The 22,191-nt window shown below is 66.8% G+C and carries 22 protein-coding genes; 11 read left to right on the forward strand and 11 right to left on the reverse strand.

All coding sequences use genetic code 11. The features are described from left to right. Nucleotides 1-12: 12 nt before the first annotated feature. The gene (locus B4A72_RS07395) at nucleotides 13-699 is read right to left on the reverse strand and encodes a GntR family transcriptional regulator (protein WP_292959058.1); all 687 of its coding nucleotides are present in this window, start codon (nucleotides 697-699) and stop codon (nucleotides 13-15) included. Nucleotides 700-773: 74 nt separating this feature from the next. Between B4A72_RS07395 and B4A72_RS07400 the strand changes: the two genes are divergently transcribed. Both B4A72_RS07400 and B4A72_RS07405 read left to right on the forward strand, forming a co-directional pair. Next, nucleotides 774-1,727: a hydroxymethylglutaryl-CoA lyase gene (locus tag B4A72_RS07400; RefSeq protein WP_292978284.1), complete on the forward strand. Its 954-nt coding sequence runs from the start codon at nucleotides 774-776 to the stop codon at nucleotides 1,725-1,727. After that, on the forward strand, nucleotides 1,720-2,919 hold the full coding sequence (locus B4A72_RS07405; RefSeq protein WP_292959062.1) for a CaiB/BaiF CoA transferase family protein: 1,200 nt from the start codon (nucleotides 1,720-1,722) through the stop codon (nucleotides 2,917-2,919). The genes B4A72_RS07400 and B4A72_RS07405 overlap by 8 nt, the downstream gene beginning before the upstream one ends. A 107-nt stretch (nucleotides 2,920-3,026) precedes the next feature. Here B4A72_RS07405 and B4A72_RS07410 read toward each other — a convergent pair whose 3' ends face one another. Together B4A72_RS07410 and B4A72_RS07415 are read right to left on the reverse strand one after the other, a co-directional pair. Next, nucleotides 3,027-3,986, reverse strand: a complete 960-nt coding sequence (locus B4A72_RS07410) for an acetyl-CoA carboxylase carboxyltransferase subunit alpha (RefSeq protein ID WP_292959064.1) — start codon at nucleotides 3,984-3,986, stop codon at nucleotides 3,027-3,029. 162 nt (nucleotides 3,987-4,148) lie between these two features. Beyond that, nucleotides 4,149-5,399, reverse strand: a complete 1,251-nt coding sequence (locus B4A72_RS07415) for an RsmB/NOP family class I SAM-dependent RNA methyltransferase (RefSeq protein WP_414692493.1) — start codon at nucleotides 5,397-5,399, stop codon at nucleotides 4,149-4,151. A 70-nt stretch (nucleotides 5,400-5,469) separates the two neighbouring features. Between B4A72_RS07415 and B4A72_RS07420 the strand changes: the two genes are divergently transcribed. The 5 genes from B4A72_RS07420 (at nucleotide 5,470) to B4A72_RS07440 (ending at nucleotide 11,883) form a co-directional block, all read left to right on the forward strand. Then, nucleotides 5,470-5,646, forward strand: a complete 177-nt coding sequence (locus B4A72_RS07420) for a DUF1674 domain-containing protein (protein ID WP_292959066.1) — start codon at nucleotides 5,470-5,472, stop codon at nucleotides 5,644-5,646. A 14-nt stretch (nucleotides 5,647-5,660) separates the two neighbouring features. Further along, nucleotides 5,661-6,995 carry an amidase gene (locus tag B4A72_RS07425; RefSeq protein WP_292959068.1) on the forward strand — a complete coding sequence of 445 codons (1,335 nt, stop codon included), beginning with the start codon at nucleotides 5,661-5,663 and terminating at the stop codon, nucleotides 6,993-6,995. A 148-nt stretch (nucleotides 6,996-7,143) separates the two neighbouring features. Next, nucleotides 7,144-8,337 (forward strand): aminotransferase class I/II-fold pyridoxal phosphate-dependent enzyme, encoded by a 1,194-nt coding sequence (locus tag B4A72_RS07430; protein WP_292959070.1) that lies wholly within the window; start codon nucleotides 7,144-7,146, stop codon nucleotides 8,335-8,337. Between the two features lie 20 nt (nucleotides 8,338-8,357). Further along, entirely contained in the window at nucleotides 8,358-10,982 is a 2,625-nt protein-coding gene (locus B4A72_RS07435; protein WP_292978285.1) for a DNA translocase FtsK, read from the forward strand. A 169-nt stretch (nucleotides 10,983-11,151) separates the two neighbouring features. After that, nucleotides 11,152-11,883: a DUF2268 domain-containing putative Zn-dependent protease gene (locus B4A72_RS07440; RefSeq protein WP_292959074.1), complete on the forward strand. Its 732-nt coding sequence runs from the start codon at nucleotides 11,152-11,154 to the stop codon at nucleotides 11,881-11,883. Here B4A72_RS07440 and B4A72_RS07445 read toward each other — a convergent pair whose 3' ends face one another. The 5 genes from B4A72_RS07445 to B4A72_RS07465 form a co-directional block, all read right to left on the reverse strand. Further along, nucleotides 11,884-12,546 (reverse strand): rhomboid family intramembrane serine protease, encoded by a 663-nt coding sequence (locus B4A72_RS07445; RefSeq protein WP_292959076.1) that lies wholly within the window; start codon nucleotides 12,544-12,546, stop codon nucleotides 11,884-11,886. Between the two features lies 1 nt (nucleotide 12,547). Beyond that, nucleotides 12,548-12,745 (reverse strand): Trm112 family protein, encoded by a 198-nt coding sequence (locus B4A72_RS07450; RefSeq protein WP_292959078.1) that lies wholly within the window; start codon nucleotides 12,743-12,745, stop codon nucleotides 12,548-12,550. Beyond that, nucleotides 12,742-13,371: an LON peptidase substrate-binding domain-containing protein gene (locus B4A72_RS07455; RefSeq protein WP_292959080.1), complete on the reverse strand. Its 630-nt coding sequence runs from the start codon at nucleotides 13,369-13,371 to the stop codon at nucleotides 12,742-12,744. The genes B4A72_RS07450 and B4A72_RS07455 overlap by 4 nt, the downstream gene beginning before the upstream one ends. A gap of 11 nt (nucleotides 13,372-13,382) precedes the next feature. Continuing rightward, entirely contained in the window at nucleotides 13,383-14,294 is a 912-nt protein-coding gene (gene trxA, locus B4A72_RS07460) for a thioredoxin (protein ID WP_414692196.1), read from the reverse strand. A gap of 87 nt (nucleotides 14,295-14,381) precedes the next feature. After that, nucleotides 14,382-15,167: an exodeoxyribonuclease III gene (locus B4A72_RS07465; protein WP_292959084.1), complete on the reverse strand. Its 786-nt coding sequence runs from the start codon at nucleotides 15,165-15,167 to the stop codon at nucleotides 14,382-14,384. A gap of 151 nt (nucleotides 15,168-15,318) precedes the next feature. Here B4A72_RS07465 and B4A72_RS07470 point away from each other — a divergent pair, with 151 nt between their 5' ends. Continuing rightward, the gene (locus B4A72_RS07470; RefSeq protein WP_292978286.1) at nucleotides 15,319-16,635 is read left to right on the forward strand and encodes an MFS transporter; all 1,317 of its coding nucleotides are present in this window, start codon (nucleotides 15,319-15,321) and stop codon (nucleotides 16,633-16,635) included. Nucleotides 16,636-16,692: 57 nt separating this feature from the next. Beyond that, nucleotides 16,693-17,667, forward strand: a complete 975-nt coding sequence (locus B4A72_RS07475) for a glutathione S-transferase family protein (RefSeq protein WP_292959088.1) — start codon at nucleotides 16,693-16,695, stop codon at nucleotides 17,665-17,667. A gap of 289 nt (nucleotides 17,668-17,956) precedes the next feature. Here the strand turns inward: B4A72_RS07475 and B4A72_RS07480 are convergent, their stop codons facing one another. Beyond that, the gene (locus tag B4A72_RS07480; RefSeq protein ID WP_292959090.1) at nucleotides 17,957-19,039 is read right to left on the reverse strand and encodes a glycosyltransferase family 1 protein; all 1,083 of its coding nucleotides are present in this window, start codon (nucleotides 19,037-19,039) and stop codon (nucleotides 17,957-17,959) included. Nucleotides 19,040-19,224: 185 nt separating this feature from the next. Beyond that, a complete protein-coding gene (locus tag B4A72_RS07485) occupies nucleotides 19,225-19,911 on the reverse strand; it encodes a response regulator transcription factor (RefSeq protein WP_292959092.1) in 687 nt (228 codons plus the stop codon). A gap of 145 nt (nucleotides 19,912-20,056) precedes the next feature. On the opposite strand from B4A72_RS07485, the gene ribA reads away from it, so the two are divergent. Further along, nucleotides 20,057-21,115, forward strand: coding sequence for a GTP cyclohydrolase II (ribA, locus tag B4A72_RS07490; protein WP_292959094.1), 1,059 nt, complete (start codon nucleotides 20,057-20,059; stop codon nucleotides 21,113-21,115). Beyond that, nucleotides 21,112-21,630, forward strand: a complete 519-nt coding sequence (locus tag B4A72_RS07495) for a L,D-transpeptidase family protein (protein WP_292959095.1) — start codon at nucleotides 21,112-21,114, stop codon at nucleotides 21,628-21,630. The genes ribA and B4A72_RS07495 overlap by 4 nt, the downstream gene beginning before the upstream one ends. Before the next feature lie 9 nt (nucleotides 21,631-21,639). Here the strand turns inward: B4A72_RS07495 and B4A72_RS07500 are convergent. After that, nucleotides 21,640-22,191: YggS family pyridoxal phosphate-dependent enzyme (locus B4A72_RS07500; RefSeq protein ID WP_292978287.1), on the reverse strand; the 552-nt coding region annotated here is incomplete at its 5' end.

The raw sequence follows: 22,191 nt of genomic DNA on the forward strand, positions 1-22,191 counted from the left end.
ATGATGGTTCGTCTAGCCGCCGACGACTCCGCGACGACCGATAAAGCGTCGTGCGTTCCGGATCGTGTCAAGAACTTCCAGCCGCACATCGGCGGAATGGGCCAGGACCGCGCGGGCGGCACCGTCGCCGTCGCCCGCAGCGATCAGGTCCAGGATCCGGCTGTGGTCGCGATGCGTCGTGGCGCGGCCTTCGTCGGATGCAAAGCTGAGCCAGCGCGCCCGCAGCGTCCGCGTGGTCACGTCCTGCATCGCCGCCGTGATGCAGCGATTGCGCGACAGGGCGGCGCAGCGGACATGAAAGTCCAGAGCCATGTCCAGCCAGCGTTCCGGCGTGAACTCGTCATGGCTGAAATTGATGCTGTGGCGAATGGCGACGATCTCGTCCGGCTGCGCCAGGCGCGCGGCCAGCCTGACGGCCTGCGGCTCGACGATGTCACGAAAGGCGAAAACCTCGTCGATCTCGTCGATGTCGAAGGGGGCGATGGCATAGCTGCGCCCCTCGCGCACCACCAGCCCGTCGCGGACCAGATTGAACAGCGCCTCGCGGATCGGGGTGCGCGAGACCGCGAACCTGGCCTCCAGCGCGCGTTCGCTGATCGCTTCGCCCGGTACCAGATCCAGCGACAGGATCGCAAAACGCAGCCGCGACAGCAGATCGCGGTCGCCGTTCGTCTCGCCGATGCTCGTCTGTGCCGTCATTGACGCCTCCCCATCCGTTGGTATACCGGTCTGGCATTCAATTGCAACGCTGTTGGCCAACAAAGGGGGTTCGGATGCAGAACAGGGTGGCGGGCTTTCCCGATCGTGCCGTGATCACCGAGGTCGGGCCGCGTGACGGGCTGCAATCCGAGCCGGCCTTCGTGCCGACAAAGCGCAAGATCGCGCTGGTCCAGGCGCTGCTGGATGCCGGGCTGCGGCGGTTCGAGGTGACATCCTTCGTCTCGCCCCGCGCGGTGCCGCAGATGCGCGATGCCGCCGAGGTGATGGCCGCGTTCCGCGACCGCCAGGACGCGCATCTGACGGCGCTTGTGCCCAATGCGCGCGGCGCGGCGGCGGCAATCGAGGCGGGCGTGGATGCAATGGTGCTGTTCGCCTCGGCCTCGGAAAGCCACAATCTGAAGAACGTGAACCGCAGCCGAGCCGAATCGCTGAAGGGTTTCGCCGAGATTGCCGCGCTGGCCCAGGGCACCGGCGTCGCGCTGCAAGGCGCCATTGCCACTGCCTTCGGTTGCCCGTTCGAGGGCGATGTGGACGTGGCCGCGGTGATCGATCAGGCCGCAGCCTATCGCGATCTGGGAATGGATTACATCACGCTGGGCGACACCACCGGCATGGCCACGCCCGCACTGGTGGTGCAGCGGATCGAGGCGCTGCGCCCGGTTCTGCCCGGCGTCGATCTGGCTCTGCATTTCCACAATACGCGCGGCGTCGGGCTGGCCTGCGCCTATGCCGGGCTTTCGCTGGGCGTGACGCACTACGAATCCAGCATCGGCGGGTTGGGGGGATGCCCCTTCGTGCCGCGCGCGACAGGCAACGTCGCGACCGAGGATCTGGTCTATCTGTTCCACGAAAGCGGCGTCGCGACGGGCACCGATCTGGACCGGCTGATCGCGGCTGCGCAGTTGGCCGAGACCGCTGTCGGCCGGGAATTGCCCGGCCAGGTGATGAAGGCCGGGCCACGCCTGCAGACCGCCCGGATGGACAGCGTCAGGACCGCCAATGGCTGAACCGGTGAAAGGTCCGCTGGAAGGATTGCGCGTCATCGACCTGACCCGCGTACTGTCGGGGCCCTTCTGCACCATGATTCTGGGCGATCTGGGCGCCGACGTGATCAAGATCGAGCCGCCCAAGGGCGATCCGGTCCGCGCACAGGGCACGATGACCGACGGCCATTCGGGCTATTTCGCGGGGTTCAACCGCAACAAGCGCTCGGTCGTGCTGGATCTCTATGGCGAGGAGGGCAAGATGGTCCTGCGCCGCCTGCTGGCCGGGGCCGATGTGCTGGTCGAGAATTTCCGCCCCGGCACCCTGGACAGGATGGGGCTGGATCCGGGGGCGCTGAAGGCGCTGAACCCCCGGCTGATCGTGGCCAGCGTCAACGGCTATGGCAGCAGCGGCCCCTATGTCGATCGGCCCGCCTTCGATTTCATCGCCCAGGCGATGAGCGGGTTCATGGGCGTGAACGGCGAACCGGGCGGGCCGCCGATGCGGGCGGCGGCGCCGATCAGCGATCTGGTCGCGGGCATCTATGCGGCGCTTGGCGTGCTGGCGGCGGTGATCGGACGCGAAAGGACCGGCCAGGGTCAGGCGGTCGAGGTGGCGATGGTGAACGGGCTCCTCAGCCTGATGGCCTATCTGTCATCGGAATATTTCGCCACCGACGCGGTGCCGCAGCGGACCGGCAACGATCATCCGCTGGTGTATCCCTACGGGCTGTTTCGCTGTGCCGACGGACAGGTCGCGGTGGCCAATTCGCATGACCAGATCCTGCAGCGGTTCCTGGACACGCTGGATCTGGGCTGGGTCATGGCCGATCCGCGCTATGACACCAACCGCAAGCGGATGGCGGCGCGCGAGGAATTGCGCGACCTGATCGACAGTCGGATGGAGGGTCGCAGCCGCGATCACTGGCTGGCCGTCCTGAACGCCGCCGGGGTGCCCTGCGGGATGGTGCAGGATCTGGCGCAGGTCTTTGCCGATCCGCAGATCGCCGCGCAGCAGATGGTGATCGAGGCGCCTTTGCAGGATGGCCCGGCGCTGAAGGTTCTGGGCTTTCCGATCAAGCTGGACGCGACACCCTGCGCGGTGCATCGCCCGGTCCCGAAACTGGGCGGCGGAACGCGGCAGGTGCTGGTCGAGGCCGGATATTCCCAAGACGAGATCGCGGCGCTGATCGCCTCGGGTGCGGCTGCGGAATAGGGCGGGTCGCGACGCGCAAAAGGCTGCGGCCGGGTTCTCGACCGGCCCTGTGACGCGACAGCGGCGGCCTGATCGCATCGACGGCGGATGATGGCTTCGGCCCTCCGTCAGGCCAGAGACGAGGCCCCCATGGACAGGAACTTCTGTCGCCGGTCCCTGATCAGATCGGCGGGCTTCCTGCCCGCCAGATCCTTCAGCATCGCGGCGATGTCCTTGCCCACGGCGGCGATGGCGGTCGCGGGCATGCGCTGTGCGCCGCCCACGGGCTCGGGAATGATGCGGTCGATCACGCCCAGCTTCTTCAGATCCTGCGCGGTCAGGCGCAGGGCCTCTGCCGCGTCGCGCATCTTGTCGGCATCCTTCCACAGGATCGAGGCGCAGCCCTCGGGCGAGATCACCGAATAGATGGAATGTTCCAGCATCGCCACCCGGTTCGCCGTGGCGAAGGCCACCGCCCCGCCCGAGCCGCCCTCGCCGACGATGACGCTGACCAGGGGCACGCCGATTTCAAGGCTTTTCTGGGTGCAGCGGGCGATGGCCTCGCTTTGCCCGCGTTCCTCGGCGCCCTTGCCGGGATAGGCGCCGGGCGTATCGACCAGCGTGATCACGGGCAGGCCGAAGCGGTGGGCCATGTCCATCAGCCGGATCGCCTTGCGATAGCCTTCGGGCCGGGCCATGCCGAAATTGTGGTGGATGCGGGATTTGGTGTCATTGCCCTTTTCGTGGCCGATCACCACGCAGGGCGCGTCGTTGAACCGCGCCAGCCCGCCCATCACCGCGTGGTCGTCACCGAAGGCCCGATCGCCCGCCAAAGGCGTGTATTCCGAAAACAGCGCCTCGACATAGTCGCGGCAATGCGGCCGGTCGGGATGGCGCGCGACCTGGGTCTTTCGCCACGGATCGAGGTTCTTGTAGAGATCCTTCAGCAGATCGCCGGCCTTCTTGTCCAGCGCCGCGGCCTCTTTCTCGACATCGACCGCATTGTCGGATTTGCGCGCCATGGCACGCAATTCCTCGGCCTTGCCTTCGATATCGGCCAGCGGCTTTTCGAAATCCAGATAGACCATGTCTCGGGCTGCCTTCGGGCTGTTCGCATTCGCGCCCCTATATGAGCGGGGACGGGGGGAAATGCAACGCGAGGCGGGCGCGGGCCTTCCGGACGGCGGCTGCCGGGATATCGGCCGGCGCCCCGCCTGCGGCACCTTGCGCAAGCCGCCGTCGGGCGCGGATCAGGACAGGCGCAGCCTTGCCATGAAGAACCCGTCCATCCCGCCCCGCTCTGGCCAGTAATCGGGCCGCAGCCGCAGCCCGCCGCCGGTTGTGACCCAGCCAGGGTCGGTTCCCGTCAGCGCGGATGTCTCGACCGTCAGGCCGGGATGCCGCGACAGGGCGGCCGCGATCTGGGCTTCGCCCTCGTCGGGCAGCAGCGAGCAGACCGCATAGACCAGTCGCCCGCCCGCTTGCAGCAGCGACAGCGCATGGTCGATGAGGTGCGCCTGCAGGCCGAGCAGGTCGGCGATGGAGGATCCGTCGCGGCGGAAGGGCAGGTCGGGATGGCGGCGGATCGTGCCCGTCGCGGAACAGGGCGCGTCCAGCAGGATCGCGTCGGGCGCGGTCTCGGGCCGCCAGTCCAGCGCATCGGCGCGGACCAGATCGGCCGCCAGCCCGCAGCGGGCAAGGTTCTGCGCCAACCGCTTCAACCGCGCCGCGCTGATATCGATTGCGGTGACCTGCGCACCGGCGGCGGCCAGTTGCAGTGTCTTGCCGCCCGGCGCGGCGCAGAGATCGGCGATCCGTTCGCCCGGCTGGGGATCCAGCAGGCGCACGGGCAGGGCGGCGGCGGCGTCCTGCACCCACCAGTCGCCCTCGGCGAATCCGGGCAGGGCCGAAACCTGCGCCGGGACGTGCAGCCGCACCGATCCCGTCGGCAGCGCCAGGCCGCCCTCGAACGTCGTGCCGGGTTTCAGAGTCAGGTCCAGCGGCGCACCGGTTTGATGTGCCGCCTCGATCGTCCGGGCCGCGTCCTCGCCCCATGCGGCCACGACCGGATCGCGCAGCCAGCCGGGCAGGCGCTGCGGCGGCAGATCGCCCCAGCCCTGATGCCGGGATACCTTGCGCAGCACGGCATTCACCATGCCCGAGGCCGCCTGTCCGCGCTGGCCCAGGCCGCGGCTCAGCGACACCGCCGCATCGACCACGCCATGGGCCGCGCCGCCCAGTTCCAGCATCTCGACCGTCGCCAGCCGCAGGACATCGGCGACCGGCGGTGCGGGCTTTCGCGTGACATGCAGCGCCAGAACGGCATCGGCGCGATCCCGATGACGCAGGACCTCGGCCGCCAGGCGCCCGGCGCGGGCCTGATCGGCAGGAGGCAGGGCGGCCAGCGCGCCAGCCTGATCCGCCAGCGACAGCCTGTCGCGCACGCCTTGCAGCAGCCGCAGCGCGCCCTTGCGCGCCCCATCCGTTCCCGGCTTTGCCAAACCGCTTTCCTTCGCCTAGATGTTTCTGACAGAGTGACGCGACCCATAATCCCATTCGGCAGAGGTTTCCATGAGCGATCGTCCAGACCTTCCCCCCGCCGCGCGGCGCGCGCTGGCCGAGGCGGCCCGCCGCCGCGAGGAGGCCGCGAAAAAGCCGCCCCTGCCCAAGGAACATGGCGGCCGGGACGGCGCGGAGCCGGTGCGGTTCGGCGATTACGAGAAGAACGGCATCGCCGTCGATTTTTGAATGGGGACTTCCGAATGAAGGACTGGCTGCGCGCCTCAGCGATGGAACAGGGCCGGGCGATCATGGCCGGCCTGCTGGATCCGATCGACCAGACCGAAGCCTATCTGGAGGCGGCGAAGGCCCATCCGGACGGCAGGCGCATCTATGCACGGCTGACCGAGGCGCGCGCCCGCTCCGAGGCCGTCGCCGCCCATGACCGCGCCAAGGACGAATTGCGCCACGGCCTGCTGGACGGGGTGGCGATCAGCTGGAAGGACAATATCGACAGCGGCGGCACCGTGACCGAGGCCGGATCGAAACTGCTGGAGGGCCGGGTGCCGCGCAAGGATGCGGTGGTGCTGTCGCGCGTCGCGCGCGAGGGCCTGGTCTGTCTGGGCAAGACACACATGACCGAACTGGCCTTTTCGGGTCTGGGGCTGAATCCGGTCACGGCGACTCCGCCCAATGCGCTGGATCCTGCGCTGGCGCCCGGCGGGTCGTCATCGGGCGCCGCGGTCTCGGTGGCCCTTGGGCTGGCGGCGGCGGCGGTCGGATCGGATACAGGCGGCTCGATTCGGGTGCCCGCGGCGTGGAACGGGCTGGTCGGGTTCAAGCCCACCCATGACGCGGTGCCGGAAAAGGGCGTGGTGCCGTTGTGCCGCAAGTTCGACGTGGTCGGCCCGATCGCGCGCAGCGTCGAGGATTGCGCCGGATTGCTGGCGCTGATGGCGGGCGACCGCGCCGCCGATCTGGAGGGCGCGACGGTCAGCGGGCTGCGCCTGATGGTGCTGGACGGGTTGCCCTTCGATCAGGCCGAGGAAGGCCCGGTCACCGCCTTCGAGGACGCGCTGCAGCGCCTGTCGAGGGCCGGGGCCACGATCACCCATGTCACGACCGATTGGCTGGATCGCGCCATGGCCCTGTCGCCGCAGCTTTTCGCGCCCGAAGCCTATGGCATCTGGCGGGCGCAGATCGAGGATGCGCCGGAACTGATGTGGAAGCCGATCCTGGAGCGGTTCCGCGGCGGTGCCGAGATCAGCGGTCCCGATTACGTCGCCGCCTGGGAACATCTGACCCGGATCCGGCGCAAGTGGATCAAGGAGGTCGCCTCGGTCCATGACGCGGTGATCCTGCCCACCGTTCCGATCCTGCCCCCCGATGCTGGCAGGCTGATGCAGGACGAGGCCGAATTCGTCCGCGCCAACATGCTGACCCTGCGCAACACCCGCATCGCCAATCTGCTGGGCTTGCCCTCGGTCACGCTGCCCACGGGTCAGCCGGCCTGCGGGCTGATGCTGATGGGCCATGCCGGGCGCGACCGGCATCTGCTGCGCGTCGCGGCGGGGGCCGAGGCCGCGCTGCGGGCCTGACCACGCGGACGGCCGCGTCGAGGGGTATTTGGGCAACGAAGAAGCGCGGTGCGGCTGCTGGCGGGCCGGCTTTCGCTGGACGCAAGCGATTGATGACGCTAATGTCGCGGGTAATGAACGGGGCACAGACCCCGAGAGCGAGGCAGACATGGCAATCCCCGAGCGGTTCTCGAACCTGCCGGAATACGCGTTTCCGCGTTTGCGGGCGCTGTTGTCGGGTATCGAACCCGGCCTGCCGCCCGGCACGGCGCCGATGGTGATGACCATCGGCGAGCCGCGCCATGCCATGCCCGATTTCGTCGCCGATGCGATCTCGACCAGCATCGGCGGTTTCGCAAAATATCCGGTCAACGAGGGCACGTCCGGCCTGCTGGAGGCGATCTCGGGCTGGATCGGGGCGCGGTATGGCGTCGCGGTGCCGCCGCAGCAGATCATGGCGCTGAACGGCACCCGAGAGGGGCTGTTCAACGCGGTCCTTGCCCTGTGCCCCGAGTTGAGCAACGGACAGCGCCCGGCGGTGCTGACGCCCAATCCCTTCTATCAGGTCTATGCGGCCGCGGCGGCGGCCGTCCAGGCCGATTCGATCTTTGTGCCTGCCATCGCCGAGACCGGCGATCTGCCCGATTATGCCGCGCTGCCGGCCGATCTGCTGGACCGGACTGCCATCGCCTTCATCTGTTCGCCAGCCAATCCACAGGGCGCGATCGCCGATCGCGCCTATCTGGAACGGCTGATCGGGCTGGCGGATCAGCACGATTTCCTCGTCTTTTCCGACGAATGCTATTCCGAGATCTACCGTGACACGCCGCCGCCCGGCGCGCTGGAAGTGGCCGATGCAATGGGGTTGACGGACCGGGTGGTGGTGTTCAACTCGTTGTCCAAGCGTTCGAACCTGCCGGGCCTGCGGTCGGGCTTCGTCGCCGCCGGCGAGACGCAGAGCCGGCTTTTGCGGCAGCTCCGCTCGTTTGCCGGCGCGCCGCTGCCGCTGCCGCTGCAAGAGGTGGCCGAGGCGGCCTGGCGCGACGAGGCGCATGTCGAGGCCAGCCGGGCGCTGTATCGACAGAAATACGACATCGCCGACCGGATCCTGGGCAATGTTCCGGGCTATCGGCCGATCCAGGGCGGTTTTTTCCTGTGGCTGCCGGTCGAGGATGGCGAGGCCGCGGCCCGAAAGCTGTGGTCGCGGGTGGGAATCCAGATTCTGCCGGGGGCGTATCTGTCGCGCGAGGTGGATGGGTTCAATCCGGGCAAGGGTTTTGTGCGGGTGGCGCTGGTCGCGGATGCAGAGGCGACGGACGCCGCGCTGACGCGGTTGCGCGACGTGCTGTACGATGACGGATGAGGCCGGGGAAGGGTAGAGGGATGGCAAGCTGGCAGGCAAAACAACGCGATCCGCTGTTCGACCGGAACACGCAGGCGGCGCTGGAACGGCGTGGCAAGGAACTGGCCGGGGCCGGGCTTGTCGTGCTGGGCGTCATCATCGCGATGATGCTGGGCAGCTGGTCGGCGGATGATCCCAGCTTTCTTTCCGCGACTGACGAGCCGGCGGAAAACCTGCTGGGCAGTATCGGTGCCTATATCGCCTCGCCGCTGATGATGATCGCGGGCTACGGGTCGTGGATGCTGGTCGTGGCGGCCTTTGTCTGGGGGCTGCGGCTGATGCTGCACCGGGGCGAAGACCGGCTGATGCGCGGCATCTTCACGCCGATCGCCGTGGCGCTGGTCTCGGTCTATTTCAGCACCGTCGTGCCGCACGGAGCCTGGCAGCAGACCTACGGCCTTGGCGGGCATTTCGGCGACATGGTGATGGGCGCGCTGCTGAATCTGATGCCGGTCAAGGCTCAGATCGGCATCCGGCTGGCCGCGCTGGTGTTGGCGCTGGCCGCGATCATCGCCATCGCCTTCGTGCTGGGATTCGAACGATCCGAACTGCGCGCGCTGTGGCGGCGGTTTCTGATCGGGCTGATCACCGCCTATGACACGGCCATGCGGTTGGCCGGGCGCGGCGCGCGCGCCTCGGCCGGGATCGCGCGGCGGGCCCGTGACAAGCAGGCCACGGCACCCCGGACGCCTGCGAAAACCGCGCGTGCACCGATCCTGACCCGCCGTCAGCCGGGCAGCGAGGCCGGCCATCGTGATCTCGACGCGGAACTGCCCGAACCCGAACTGATCGAACGCGACGCCGATTACGACGGCGATGCGCCCTCGGCCGACGAGGTCAGCGGCCGCATCAGCGACGCGATACGCAGCCGCTCGGCCAAATCCTCGGTGCTGGCCGCCGTTGCCCGCAGGCTGGTGCGCGAGAATGCCGTCCCCGATGCAGCGGGCGATCCGCCCGCCCCCGCCGATGCGGCCGATCCCGCGCCCTTTGGCGAAAGCCACGCGCGCAAGCTTACGCCCCCGCGCAAGCCGGTGCCCGCCTCGCGGCAGGCCCGCGCCGAGGCCGAGCCGCAATTGTCCTTTGACGACAATCCCGACGCCTATGAGCGCCCGCCGCTCTCTCTGCTGACCGCGCCTTCGACAATCGAGCGGTTGCAGCTTTCCGACGAGGCGATGATGGAAAACGCCCGGATGCTGGAGGCGGTGCTGGACGATTACGGCGTCAAGGGCCAGATCACCGAGGTGCGGCCCGGTCCGGTCGTCACGCTGTATGAACTGGAGCCTGCGCCGGGGCTGAAGGCATCCCGCGTGATCGGCCTGGCCGACGACATCGCCCGATCCATGTCGGCGCTGTCGGCGCGGGTCTCGACCATGCCGGGACGCACCGTGATCGGGATCGAACTGCCCAATGCGCGACGCGAGAAGGTGATCCTGCGCGAGATTCTGGCCAGCCGCGCCTTTGGCGACGGCACGCAGCCGCTGCCCCTGGCGCTTGGCAAGGATATCGGCGGCGATCCGATCGTGGCGAACCTTGCCAAGATGCCGCATCTGCTGATCGCGGGGACCACCGGTTCGGGCAAGTCGGTGGCGATCAACACGATGATCCTGTCGCTGCTCTACAAGCTGACGCCGGATGAATGTCGGCTCATCATGATCGACCCGAAGATGCTGGAATTGTCGGTCTATGACGGTATCCCGCATCTGCTGTCGCCCGTCGTCACCGATCCCAAGAAGGCCGTCGTGGCGCTGAAATGGGTCGTGGGCGAGATGGAGGAACGCTATCGCAAGATGTCCAAGATGGGGGTGCGCAACATCGAGGGCTACAACGGCCGCGTCCGCGAGGCGCTGTCGAAGAACGAGATGTTCAAGCGCACGGTCCAGACCGGTTTCGATGACGATACCGGCGAGCCGGTCTTCGAGACCGAGGAGTTCCAGCCCGAGACCTTTCCCTATATCGTCGTGATCGTGGACGAAATGGCCGACCTGATGATGGTCGCCGGCAAGGAAATCGAGGCCTGCATCCAGCGTCTGGCGCAGATGGCGCGGGCATCGGGCATCCATCTGATCATGGCCACGCAGCGCCCCTCCGTCGATGTCATCACCGGCACGATCAAGGCCAACTTCCCGACCCGTATCAGCTTTCAGGTCACCTCCAAGATCGACAGCCGCACCATCCTGGGCGAGCAGGGCGCCGAGCAATTGCTGGGCCAGGGCGACATGCTGTATATGGGCACCGGCAGTCGCGTGAACCGCATCCACGGGCCGTTCGTTTCCGACGAAGAGGTCGAAGAGGTCGTGAACCATCTGAAATCCTTCGGCCCGCCCAGCTACAAATCCGGCGTCGTCGAGGGCCCGGATGACGAGAAGGCCGACGATATCGACGCGGTGCTGGGCCTTGGCAGCGGCGATAACGGCGATGACGCCCTTTACGACCAGGCGGTGATGATCGTGGCCAGGGACCGCAAATGTTCCACCTCCTACATCCAGCGCAAGCTGGCCATCGGCTATAACAAGGCCGCGCGGCTGGTCGAGCAGATGGAGGATCAGGGCGTCGTCAGCAGCGCCAATCATGTCGGCAAGCGCGAGGTCCTGGTGCCCGAGATGTGAGCCTTTCGCCAGGTGCGGCTTGATCAGGACGGTACGGCCGGACCCAAGGACCTCCTCGCCTGATGGGTCGGTGTGTCACTGGCGTCATCTTGCGCAACCTTGCCGATGACCGCTGCCTGGCGCCGCTTGCCGCTGGCGCGTCGCTTTCGAACCTGCGAAAATACCTGCCATGACGGTCTGGAACATTCATCTTCTGAACGCGCGCAATGATCTGACGCGCATCATGCCTCAGCTTCGTGCCACGCTGCGGGACGCGGTGGCCCGGACGCAGGGCCACGCCGATCTGCCGCGTTTCGATCTGATCGTGCGCGCGGGCGGCGATGTCATTCCGGAATGGGGAATCGGGGGCCATGCCCCGGCGCCGGGGCTGATCCAGATCAGCCTGAACCCCGACCGATTCGATTCCGGCCTGATGCTGCGCACGTTGGTTCACGAATTCCACCATCTGATCCGCTGGGACGGGCCGGGCTATGGCAAATCGCTGGGCGAGGCGCTGGTCAGCGAAGGGTTGGCGGGGCATTTCGTGCGGCAGGTTCTGGACGGAAAACCCGATCCCTGGGATGCGGTGACGCCGGCCTCGGGGGCGGCGCGGGCGGCGATGAACGAATGGGCGCGGCTGGGCTATGACCATGCACGCTGGTTCTTCGGAAAGGGCGACCTGCGCAAATGGACCGGCTACGGGCTGGGCCACCGGCTGGTGGCCGAGCATCTGGCGCAGGCGGACGGGACCGAGACTGCGGCGACGCTGGCATGGAGCAAGGCCGACATCTTCCGCGCCGCGATGCGGCGGCTGGTCGGCAGCGACGGCGTGCCTGACGAACGGGAAGATGCGCAAGGCCCGAGGGCCGCGCCGGCCGATCCCGCGCCCGAACCGGAAGACATCGGCCCGAAGCCGGCATGATCAGCGCCGGCGCGTCGCGCGATGGCCGGTGAAGGCGCCCATCATCAGACCGGTGACGGCGCCGCCCAGATGCGCCTCCCAGGCGATCGAGGGGATCAGCACGGTCAGCGCCACGTTCAGCACCACGATCAGCGCCACGCCGCGCCACAACTGGCCCAGCGGGCGATTCAGGCGCCAGCCCGCCACGGCGGCATGGCCGATCAGCGCCCCGGCCAGGCCGAAGATCGCGCCCGAGGCGCCGATCATCGGGCCCGCATCGGGGGCCATCAGTGCAAAGGCCAGGGCCGCGGCGATCTGGCTGACGACATAGACCACAAACATGCGCCGCGCGCCGATCAGAACGTTCAATTCGCGCGCGATGGCCATCAGCGACAGCATGTTCATGGCCAGGTGGGCCAGCCCGGAATGCAGCAGGCCATAGCTGGCGAACATCACCAGCGGCTGAAACGGATAGATGCCGTGACCGGCCCAGAAGACCGGCGACCAGAAGCCGCCCAGGAAATCCGCGGCGCGGCGCAGGCCTCCCAGCCCGACCAGGGGGGCCAGCCAGAAGGCGGCCTCGATCACCGTGCACAGCACCATAACCCCGATCACCCAACGGGGCAGGGGCGGACGCGCGCGACGGGCGCGGACCGTGTTGGGGACGGCGCGGGGCGATTGCATCTCAGTCATCCGCCTTGATCTGGCGCGCCTCGTCGATCAGCATGATGGGGATCCCGGAACGGATCGGAAAGGCCAGCCCGACGGTCTGCGACACCAGTTCCTGCCGGGTCGCGTCATAGCTGAGCCGACCGTGGCTGACCGGGCAGACCAGCGCCTCCAGCATGTGCCGGTCGAAGCCGGGGTGGTCGAGATCGCTCATTGCAGCCGTTCCTCGGTGTCGCCGCCGCCATGCAGCGCGAATTCGATCAGTCCCTGCAACAATTCGCGCCGATCCGCCAGGGTCGGCGATTCCAGCAGCGCCTGCTTGTCCGAATTCGAGAAGGGCAGCATCATCGACAGCGAATTGACCAGCATCTCGTCCTCGGCCTCCTGTGCGGCGCCCCAATCGGTTGACAGCTCGTGCTGCGACAGAAAGCGTTGCAGCAGCGGAAACAGGCGTTCGCGATCCAGACCCGGATCCCGCTCGGGGCCTTTCAGGTCGCGATCGAAGCCGGTCCAGTCGATATGGGCCTGAAGATAGGGCGCGAAACCTTCCTCGATATCGGCGAGCCGGAACCGCGACACCGCCTTGAGCGAGATCATCAGCCGTCCATCATCGGATTCGGAAAAGGCGATGACCCGGCCGGCGCAGCCGATCGTGGCCAGCCCGTCGCCTTCGGGCTGGACCATGCCGATCAGGCGGTGATCGGTCTTCAGCACGTCCTCCATCATCTGAAGATAGCGCGGCTCGAAGATGTGCAGCGGCAGTTTGGCACGCGGCATCAGCACCGCGCCGGGCAGCGGGAACAGCGGAATGCGGGGCGGCAGATCGAAGCGGAATCCCATCAGTTCGCAGATCAGGCGAAGATCATCGAGGACAGGCGCCGGCGGCCACGCCGGCCCAGCGGGTCGGTGGGCTTGAGGCTGTCGAAGATGGTCAGCAACTGCGCCTTGGCCGCGCCATCGTTCCAGTCGCGGTCACGGCGGAAACTCTCCAGCAGCACGTCGATGGCCTCTTCGACCTGACCGGCCGCGTGCAGTGCGGTGGCGTATTCCAGCCGCGCCTGCTGATCGGCGGGATCGGCCTCGACCCGGGCCTGCAATTCGCCCAGCGGCCCGGCACTTTCGGCCTGCTGGGCCAGTTGCAACTGGGCGCGCGCGGCCTCGACCGGGGCGGATTTCGCGGCGGCGTCGGGCACCTGTTGCAGGGTCGATGCGGCGGCGGCGGCATCGCCCGAGGCCAGATGCGCACGGATCAGGCCGCCCCAGGCATCGGCGTTCTCGGGCTCTTCGCCGATGATGGCGGTAAAGGTCTCGGCGGCATCGCCGGCCTCGCCATCCTCCAGCATCTGTTCGGCCGCGGCCAGGGCGTCGGCAAGGCCGTCATCCTGACCCCCGCCCATCGCCGCCAGCTTGTCCACGAATTGCTTCACCTGGCTTTGCGGCACCGCGCCCTGGAAGGCATCGACGGGCTGGCCCTGAAAGAAGGCAAAGACCGTCGGGATCGACTGCACGCGAAGCTGCCCGGCGATCATCTGGTTCTCGTCGACATTGACCTTGGCCATGCGGACGCGTCCCTTGTGGCGCGTGACCTCGGCCTCCAGTTGCGGGCCCAGCGTCTTGCAGGGGCCGCACCACGGCGCCCAGAAATCCACGATCACCGGCACCTGCATCGACGCCTCGACCACCTCGGCCATGAAATCGGCCTCGGTCACGTCCTTGATGAAATCGTCGGTCTTGGGCGCGGTCGCTGCGCCATCGAAAAGCATTGTCATGTCGGCCCCGGATGGTTCGGATCGAATTTCGTTGCCCGCAATATGGGGCCAGATCGTGCCAAGCGAAAGGGTCTGCCGCGCTTACAGATCGAAGCTGGCAAAGACCGGCACGTGATCGCTGGGCTTGTCCCAGCCGCGAACGTCGCGCAGGACACGGCTGCCATGACCGGCATTGGCGATGTCGGGGCTGGCCCAGACGTGATCCAGCCGCCGCCCCTTGTCGGCCGCGTTCCAGTCGGGGGCGCGATAGCTCCACCACGAATAGAGCCGGCCGTCGGGAATGTCCTTGCGGGTGATGTCCACCCATTGGCCCGCATCCTGCGCGGCCAGCAGGTGATCCACCTCGATCGGCGTGTGGCTGACGACCTTCAGAAGCTGCTTGTGCGACCAGACGTCATCCTCGCGCGGGGCGATGTTCAGATCACCCACCAGGATCGACCTGCGCGGGTTGTCGGCGTGAAAGACGTCGCGCATTTCGGTCAGGAAATCCAGCTTCTGCCCGAATTTCACGTTTGCCTCGCGGTCGGGGATGTCGCCGCCGGCGGGCACATACAGGTTGTGGATCACCACACCGTTTTCCAGCCGGGCCGCTACGTGGCGCGCATGGCCAAGCTGCGCATAATCGCGGTCGCCCGCATCCTCGATCGGCAGGCGCGACAGGATCGCAACGCCGTTATAGCCCTTTTGCCCACGCGCGACGATGTGGCCATAGCCAAGCGCCCGGAACTGGTCCAGCGGGATCTTCTCGACCGGCGACTTGCATTCCTGAAGGCACAGGATGTCAGGTGCCTCGTCACGCAGCAATCTCGCGACCAGGCCCTCGCGCAGGCGGACCGAATTGATGTTCCAGGTGGCAAGCGTGAACATGGGATCTCCTTCTTCGGGCGGACCCTAGCGGCGGCGGTTGCCTGTGTCGAGTTGGCGCCGGTGATGCCGCGCTGCCGCAATCACCGCTTGGTGATCGGCTTCCCTAGCGTTAAGAGGCTGAAAAGAATGAACGCGGACAAGAGGGATCGACATGCAGATCACGGTGGACGAGGCGCTGTCGCGCGGTGGCACGGGCCGGTTTCAGGCCCGCCTTCTGGCGATCTTCGGGTTGGTCTGGGCGGCCGATGCGATGCAGGTCATCGCCGTGGGCTTTGCCGCGCCATCGGTCGCGGCCAGTTTCGGGATCGAACGTGTGACCGCTTTCCAGATCGGCACGGTGTTCTTTCTGGGCATGTTCTTCGGCGCCTGGATCTTCGGCCGCCTCGCCGACCGGATCGGGCGGCGGAACCTGCTGATGGCGACCGTGGCGATGGATGCGGTCTTTGGCCTGGCCTCGGTCTTCGCGCAGGATTTCACGTGGCTCCTGGTGCTGCGCTTCCTGACCGGCGCCGCGGTTGGCGGCACCCTGCCGGTCGATTACGCGATGATGGCCGAATTCCTGCCACCCCGGAACCGGGGCCGCTGGCTGGTCTGGCTGGAAGGGTTCTGGGCCATCGGCACCATCGTCATCGCGCTGACGGCATGGATCGCCGCGACCTATGGCGCGGCGGCGCCCTGGCGCTGGATCTTCGCCATCGCCGCGATCCCGGCGCTGATCGGCGTCTTCCTGCGCCTCTGGGTGCCCGAATCGCCGATGTATCTGGTGCGCCAGGGCCGTGCTGCCGAAGCGAAGGCAGTGGTGGACCGGGTGCTGGCCGCCAACGGGATGCAGACCCTGCCGGCGGGTGCCGAACTGATCCCCGCACCGGTTCCGGCCGGCGCCGAGCGGTCGATCTTTTCCGCGATCCTGCGGATGCGGACCATCGGTGTCATGATCGTCTGGTTCCTGGTTTCCGTCAGCTATTACGGCGTCTTCGTCTGGGTGCCGGGTCAGCTTGCGACGGAAGGCTTCGGCTTCGTGCGCGGCTACGGCTTTCTGGTGATCCTGGCGCTGGCGCAGATCCCCGGCTATGCGCTGGCCGCCTGGGGGGTCGAGGCGCTTGGCCGGCGTGCCACGCTGATGGGGTTCCTGATCCTCAGCGCGGCGGGCTGCTTCCTGTTCACCCTGGCATCCGGCACGGCGATGATCGCGGGCGCGCTGATCCTGATGAGCTTTGCGCTGCTGGGCACCTGGGGCGCGCTCTACGCCTTCACGCCCGAGCTGTATCCAACCCACCTGCGCGGCACCGGCATGGGCACAGCCAGCGCCATGGCGCGGCTGGGCGGCATCCTTGCACCCAGCCTGCTGGCGGTTGTCTTTGCCAGGGGCTTCGGCTTTGCCATCGGGGTCTTCGCGGTGCTGCTGCTGGTCGCTGCGGCTGCCCTGCTGCTGGTTCGCGCCGAGACCCGCGACACCGCCATCGGCTGAGCCGCGAAACCTTCCGCCGCCCCGGCCCGTTCTGATGCCAGATCACAGGAGGACAGAATGGGCCAACTTGTCGAAGGCGTCTGGAAGGACGAATGGTATGATACGGATGCGCATGGCGGCGAATTCGTCCGCGATACGGCAAAGTTCCGCAACTGGGTGACGGCGGACGGCACGCCCGGGCCATCCGGCGAGGGCGGCTTCAGGGCCGAAAGCGGGCGCTTTCATCTGTATGTGTCCTATGCCTGTCCCTGGGCGCACCGGACGCTGATCTTCCGCGCGCTGAAGGACCTGGGCGATCATGTCGAGGTCTCGGTCGTCCATCCCGACATGCTGGCCGAGGGGTGGGAATTTCGCGAGGATTTCCCCGGCGCGACCGGCGACAGGCTGTTTGACGAACCCTTCCTGCGCGACATCTATCTGCGCGCCAATCCGCAGGCGTCGGGTCGTGTCACCGTGCCGGTCCTGTGGGACCGCGGACGCGACACGATCGTGTCCAACGAAAGCGCCGACATCATCCGCATGTTCAATTCGGCCTTCGATTCCGTTACCGGGAACGAGGATGATTACTGGCCCGAACATCTGCGGCCGCGCATCGACGAGGTGAACGGCCGCATCTACGACACCGTCAACAATGGCGTCTACAAGGCCGGTTTCGCGACAACGCAACAGGCCTATGACAAGGCCGTCGCGCCCTTGTTCGACAGTCTCGACTGGATCGAGGGGCTTCTGGCGCGGCACCGCTATCTGACCGGAGAAATGATCACCGAGGCCGACTGGCGCCTGTTCACCACCATCGCCCGCTTCGATCCGGTCTATCACACGCATTTCAAATGCAACCGCCACCGCATCGTGGATTATCCGAACCTGTGGGGCTGGGCGCGCGAGCTTTACCAATGGCCCGGCATCGCGGCGACGGTGCGGCCGGATCATTTCGTCCGGCATTATTACTACAGCCAGGACATGGTGAACCCGCACCGCATCATCCCCATCGGCCCCGATGAGGACTGGACCCGGCCGCACGAGCGGGGCTGATCGGAATCCTCGCCCTTCCGGCTGCCGCGGACCCACGGAGTCACGACAGCGACGGAGGCCGCGTCAGAGAAAACCCCGGCGCGGGAGACGCCGGGGTTATCAGAGAGGGAGGGTGTGGCCGCATCCGCCGACCACTGGGCTTCGATGTATGAACGCCCGCTGCAGGCTTCGGTTCCAGAAATGAACGATGCGGACGCAATTTGACCGATCTCTCTGGCGGGGCGACAGACAGCGGCAAAGATTTCGGGCAGGGAACGGTCATCGGCTTGGGCCGCCAGGGCAAAGCGCGCTACCGGGCGAACGACAATTGCGGTGCGCAATCCTCGACAAATCTGTGTGCGGCAAGATAGTCACTGCAAGCGTCGAACGCGGTCGCAGCGATGCGACGCAGAATCTCCGGCTGGGCCAGTGCCTGCCGGACGACATCTCCGAAATCTGAAAAGTCCCACCGCACCGGCAAATAGGTTTCATTGGGCCGGTAGAGGTCGGGAAGGCTGTCCAGATGAGACATGTCCGGCTTGACCAGAACCGCACCCGTCATGAAGGCTTCGATGTCGCGCCAACACAATTCGCCATAGCCAAACGGGCTCCAACACAGTTTCGATTGACGCAATTCCTTCAGAAAGCGCGGCTGGCTGATTCTTTCCTGTGGTGTGGTCTTGATTCCGGGCATGTCCCGCGCCACCGCGGCCGCATGGCTACGCATCGCTTGATACCAGGGTGTTCCCCCGGTGGCGATCCGGGAATGCAGGTCGATGGGCCGGGCGCCTGTATCGGGGCGGTCCATCAGGAAATGCGGCATCAGATGTGGTGCCACCAGAAAGTTGGGCGAAAGGCCCAGGCGGGTCAGCAGGCCGTCCGGAACACGGCGGTCCACAACCTGTCCCGGAATGCCGTGAAGCTCCATGTAATATTCGGTCAGATTCGTGTCGCCAAGCCGCGGCTTCTGAAACATCTTGCGATCACGAAACAACGCCTTGCGCAGATAGAGATCGACCACCGGATCAAGGTCACGGCCGGCGCGCAGGTCGACATGCGCGGCGCTGTCCAGAAAAACCACCCGATCCGGATCGTGGCGGGCGCGGTATCGGGCAATCGCCTCGGCCAGGCGGCTCATGTCCTCGGTGAACCAGGGCTGAACCAGGATGACGTCCGCCGCAGGGGCCTTGTCGGAATGGATATCCGCGAGCGGCCGGGCGCGAATGTCGGCACCATAACGGTCGGCAAGTTCTGCTGCGTAGTGGAAATAGGGATAGATGCTGGCCCAGCATATCCGGTTGGGATGATGGAAGATCAGAACCCGAACCCTGGCCTGGGGTGAAAACCGTCTCGACAGCAAGAGCCGTGTGATCGGCGCGCATCCCTTTGCCAAACGTCTTGCGGCAGCGTGGGCGCGCACGCCATGACTGATAAAACGAACCATATTGAACCCATGACCTATGCAATGCCAAGCACATTGGCTCGGGCGACGTAAACTGTCAGAAGCAAAATGAAAATGGTCATGAAAGAAGGACCGGCGCGCGCGGCGCCGAATCCTGATTTCAAGCCGGCCGATCCTTACGCGACCAACCGATATCCTCCCGATTCCGTCACCAGAAGCCGGGCATTCGACGGGTCCGGCTCGATCTTCTGGCGCAGGCGGTAGATATGCGTCTCCAGCGTGTGGGTGGTGACGCCCGCGTTGTAGCCCCAGACCTCGTGCAGCAGCACGTCGCGGGGCACGACGCCGTCCTGCGCGCGATACAGGAACTTCAGGATGTTGGTTTCCTTCTCGGTCAGGCGGATCTTCTTGTCGCGCTGATCGACCAGCATCTTCATCGCCGGCTTGAAGGTATAGGGTCCAAGCTGAAAGATCGCGTCCTCGGACTGCTCATGCGTGCGCAGCTGCGCCCGCAGCCGGGCCAGCAGGACGGGGAACTTGAACGGTTTTGTGACATAATCGTTCGCCCCCGCATCCAGTCCCAGGATCGTGTCGGCATCGGTGTCGTGGCCGGTCAGCATGACGATCGGACATTTCACGTTCAGCTTGCGCAGCTTCTTGCACAATTCGCGCCCGTCGGTGTCGGGCAGGCCCACGTCCAGCACGACCAGGTCGTAGATCGCGCCCTTGCTTGCCTCGACCGCCTCGGCGCCACTGCCTGCCTCGGTCACGTCGAAATCATCGGTCGCGACCAGTTGCTCGGCCAGCGCCTCGCGCAGGTCTTCCTCGTCATCGACCAGCAGAATCTTTTTCAACCCGGCCATGTTGCCTCCTGTGTGTCATTGCGCAAAGGAGTGGGCGTGCCGGGGCCTGCGGTCCAGCGGCATGTTCGAAATCTCACATGGTTTTGTCGGAAAAAGCCACTATGTTTCAGATTGTTTCAAACCCGTCTAGCTGCCGAAAGCGATCATGAGCCTGATTCCGACCCTGGCCGAGACCGTCTCGCGCGCCCGCGCCGACCTGCGCATGGGTCTGCCGGTCGCCATCGGCGGCCATCTGGCGGCGGCGGTCGAGACGCTGCCGCCGCAGCGGCTGGCCGACATGAAGGCGCTTGGCCGTCCGGTTCTGGCGATCACGGAGCGGCGGGCCGAAACGCTGAAGGCGCGGGCCTATGATGGCGGGCTGGCGCGGGTGAAGGTGCCCGACGATGCCGATCTGGCCTGGTTGCGCGGTCTGGCTGACCCCGCCGACGATCTGCGGATGCCGATGAAGGGGCCGCTGTTCACGGAACGCGACGGCGATGCGACACCGCATATGGCGGCGCTGGCGCTGGCCAAATCCGCGCAATTGCTGCCTGCGGTGCTGATGGTGCGGGCGCCGGCCCCGGCCGGGCTGACGCTGCTGGCGCCGGGGCAGGTGCTGGCGCAGCTGGCCGGCGAGGCGGCGATGGCTCCGGTCGCGGCGGCGCGGCTGCCGCTGGCCTCGGCGGAACGCTCGCGCCTGCACATCTTCCGGCCCGACGATGGCGGCGCGGAACACTACGCCATCGAGATCGGCGATCCGCCGCGCGACGCGCCGGTCCTGACGCGGCTGCATTCGGCCTGTTTCACGGGCGATGTACTGGGCAGCCTGAAATGCGATTGCGGCCCGCAGCTTCGCGCGGCGCTGGAGGCGATGGGGCAGGCCGGGGCGGGTGTACTGCTGTATCTCAACCAGGAAGGGCGGGGGATCGGGCTGGCCAACAAGATGCGCGCCTATGACCTGCAAAACCAGGGTTTCGACACGGTCGAGGCCAATCACCGGCTGGGTTTCGAGGATGACGAACGCGATTTCCGCATCGGCGCGGCGCTGTTGAAACGGCTGGGCTTCGCACAGGCGCGGCTGATGACCAACAATCCCCGCAAGGTCGCCATGCTGGCAAGCCACGGAATCGAGGTGACGCAGCGCGTGCCGCTGATCACCGCGCGCAACCGGTTCAACAGCGGCTATCTGGATGCCAAGGCGGAAAAATCCGGACATCTGCTGTGAGCCCGGACGATCTGGTCCTGACCGCCCGGGGCATCCGCTTTCGCCGCCGTCTCTTTCCCTGCGCCATCGGCAGGACCGGAATTACCGCTGACAAGCGCGAAGGCGACGGCGCGACTCCGGCCGGCATCCATCGCATCACCGGGCTGTGGTATCGCGCCGACCGCCTGGCGCCTCCGGCCCCTTGGGCGCGCGGCATCGGTCCCGGCGATCTGTGGTGCGATGATCCGGCCCATCCGGCCTACAACCACCATGCCCGCGCCCCGCTGACCGCCGGCCATGAAAGACTGCGCCGCGCGGATCCGCTTTACGATCTGGTCCTGACCACCGACTGGAACGGGCCCAAAGCCGTGCCCGGACGCGGATCGGCCATCTTCCTGCATCAATGGCGCCGCCCCCGATACGGCACCGAGGGCTGCATCGCCTTCGCCCGCCCGGACCTGATCTGGATCGCCGCGCGGGCCGGGCCGGGGACGCGCTTGATCATTCCGGCTTCTTCGTTGTCCAAATACCCCTAGCGCAACGGTCTAGCCGTAGTCCCGCGCGCCGAAGATGGCCGAGCCGATGCGCACATGGGTCGCGCCCTCCGCAATCGCAGCCTCGAAATCGGCGCTCATCCCCATCGACAGCAGGGCGAGGCCATTTCTCTCGGCCAGTCCCCGCAGCAGCCGGAAATGCGGCACCGGATCCTGGTCCTCGGGCGGGATGCACATCAGCCCCTGGGTGTTCAGGCCCAGATCGCGGCATTGGCTCAGGAAACCCGGCAGTTCGTCGGCCAGGATACCGGCCTTCTGGGGCTCGTCGCCGGTATTGACCTGCACGAACAATTGCGGGCTGCGGCCCTGTTGCTGAACCTGCGTGGCCAGCTTGCGTGCCAGGCTGGCGCGGTCCAGCGTGTGAATGGCGTCGAACAGCTCGACCGCCGCCCTGGCCTTGTTCGATTGCAGCGGACCGATCATGTGGACCGAGACCCCCTCGAAGCGATCCCGCCAGCCGGGCCATTTGCCCTGCGCCTCCTGCACGTAATTTTCGCCGAAGATGCGCTGGCCGGCCTGCAGGGCGGCCTCGACCCGGTCGTC

Origin of the sequence: Paracoccus sp. UBA5162 (genome assembly GCF_002413585.1) — a bacterium.
GTDB lineage: Bacteria > Pseudomonadota > Alphaproteobacteria > Rhodobacterales > Rhodobacteraceae > Paracoccus.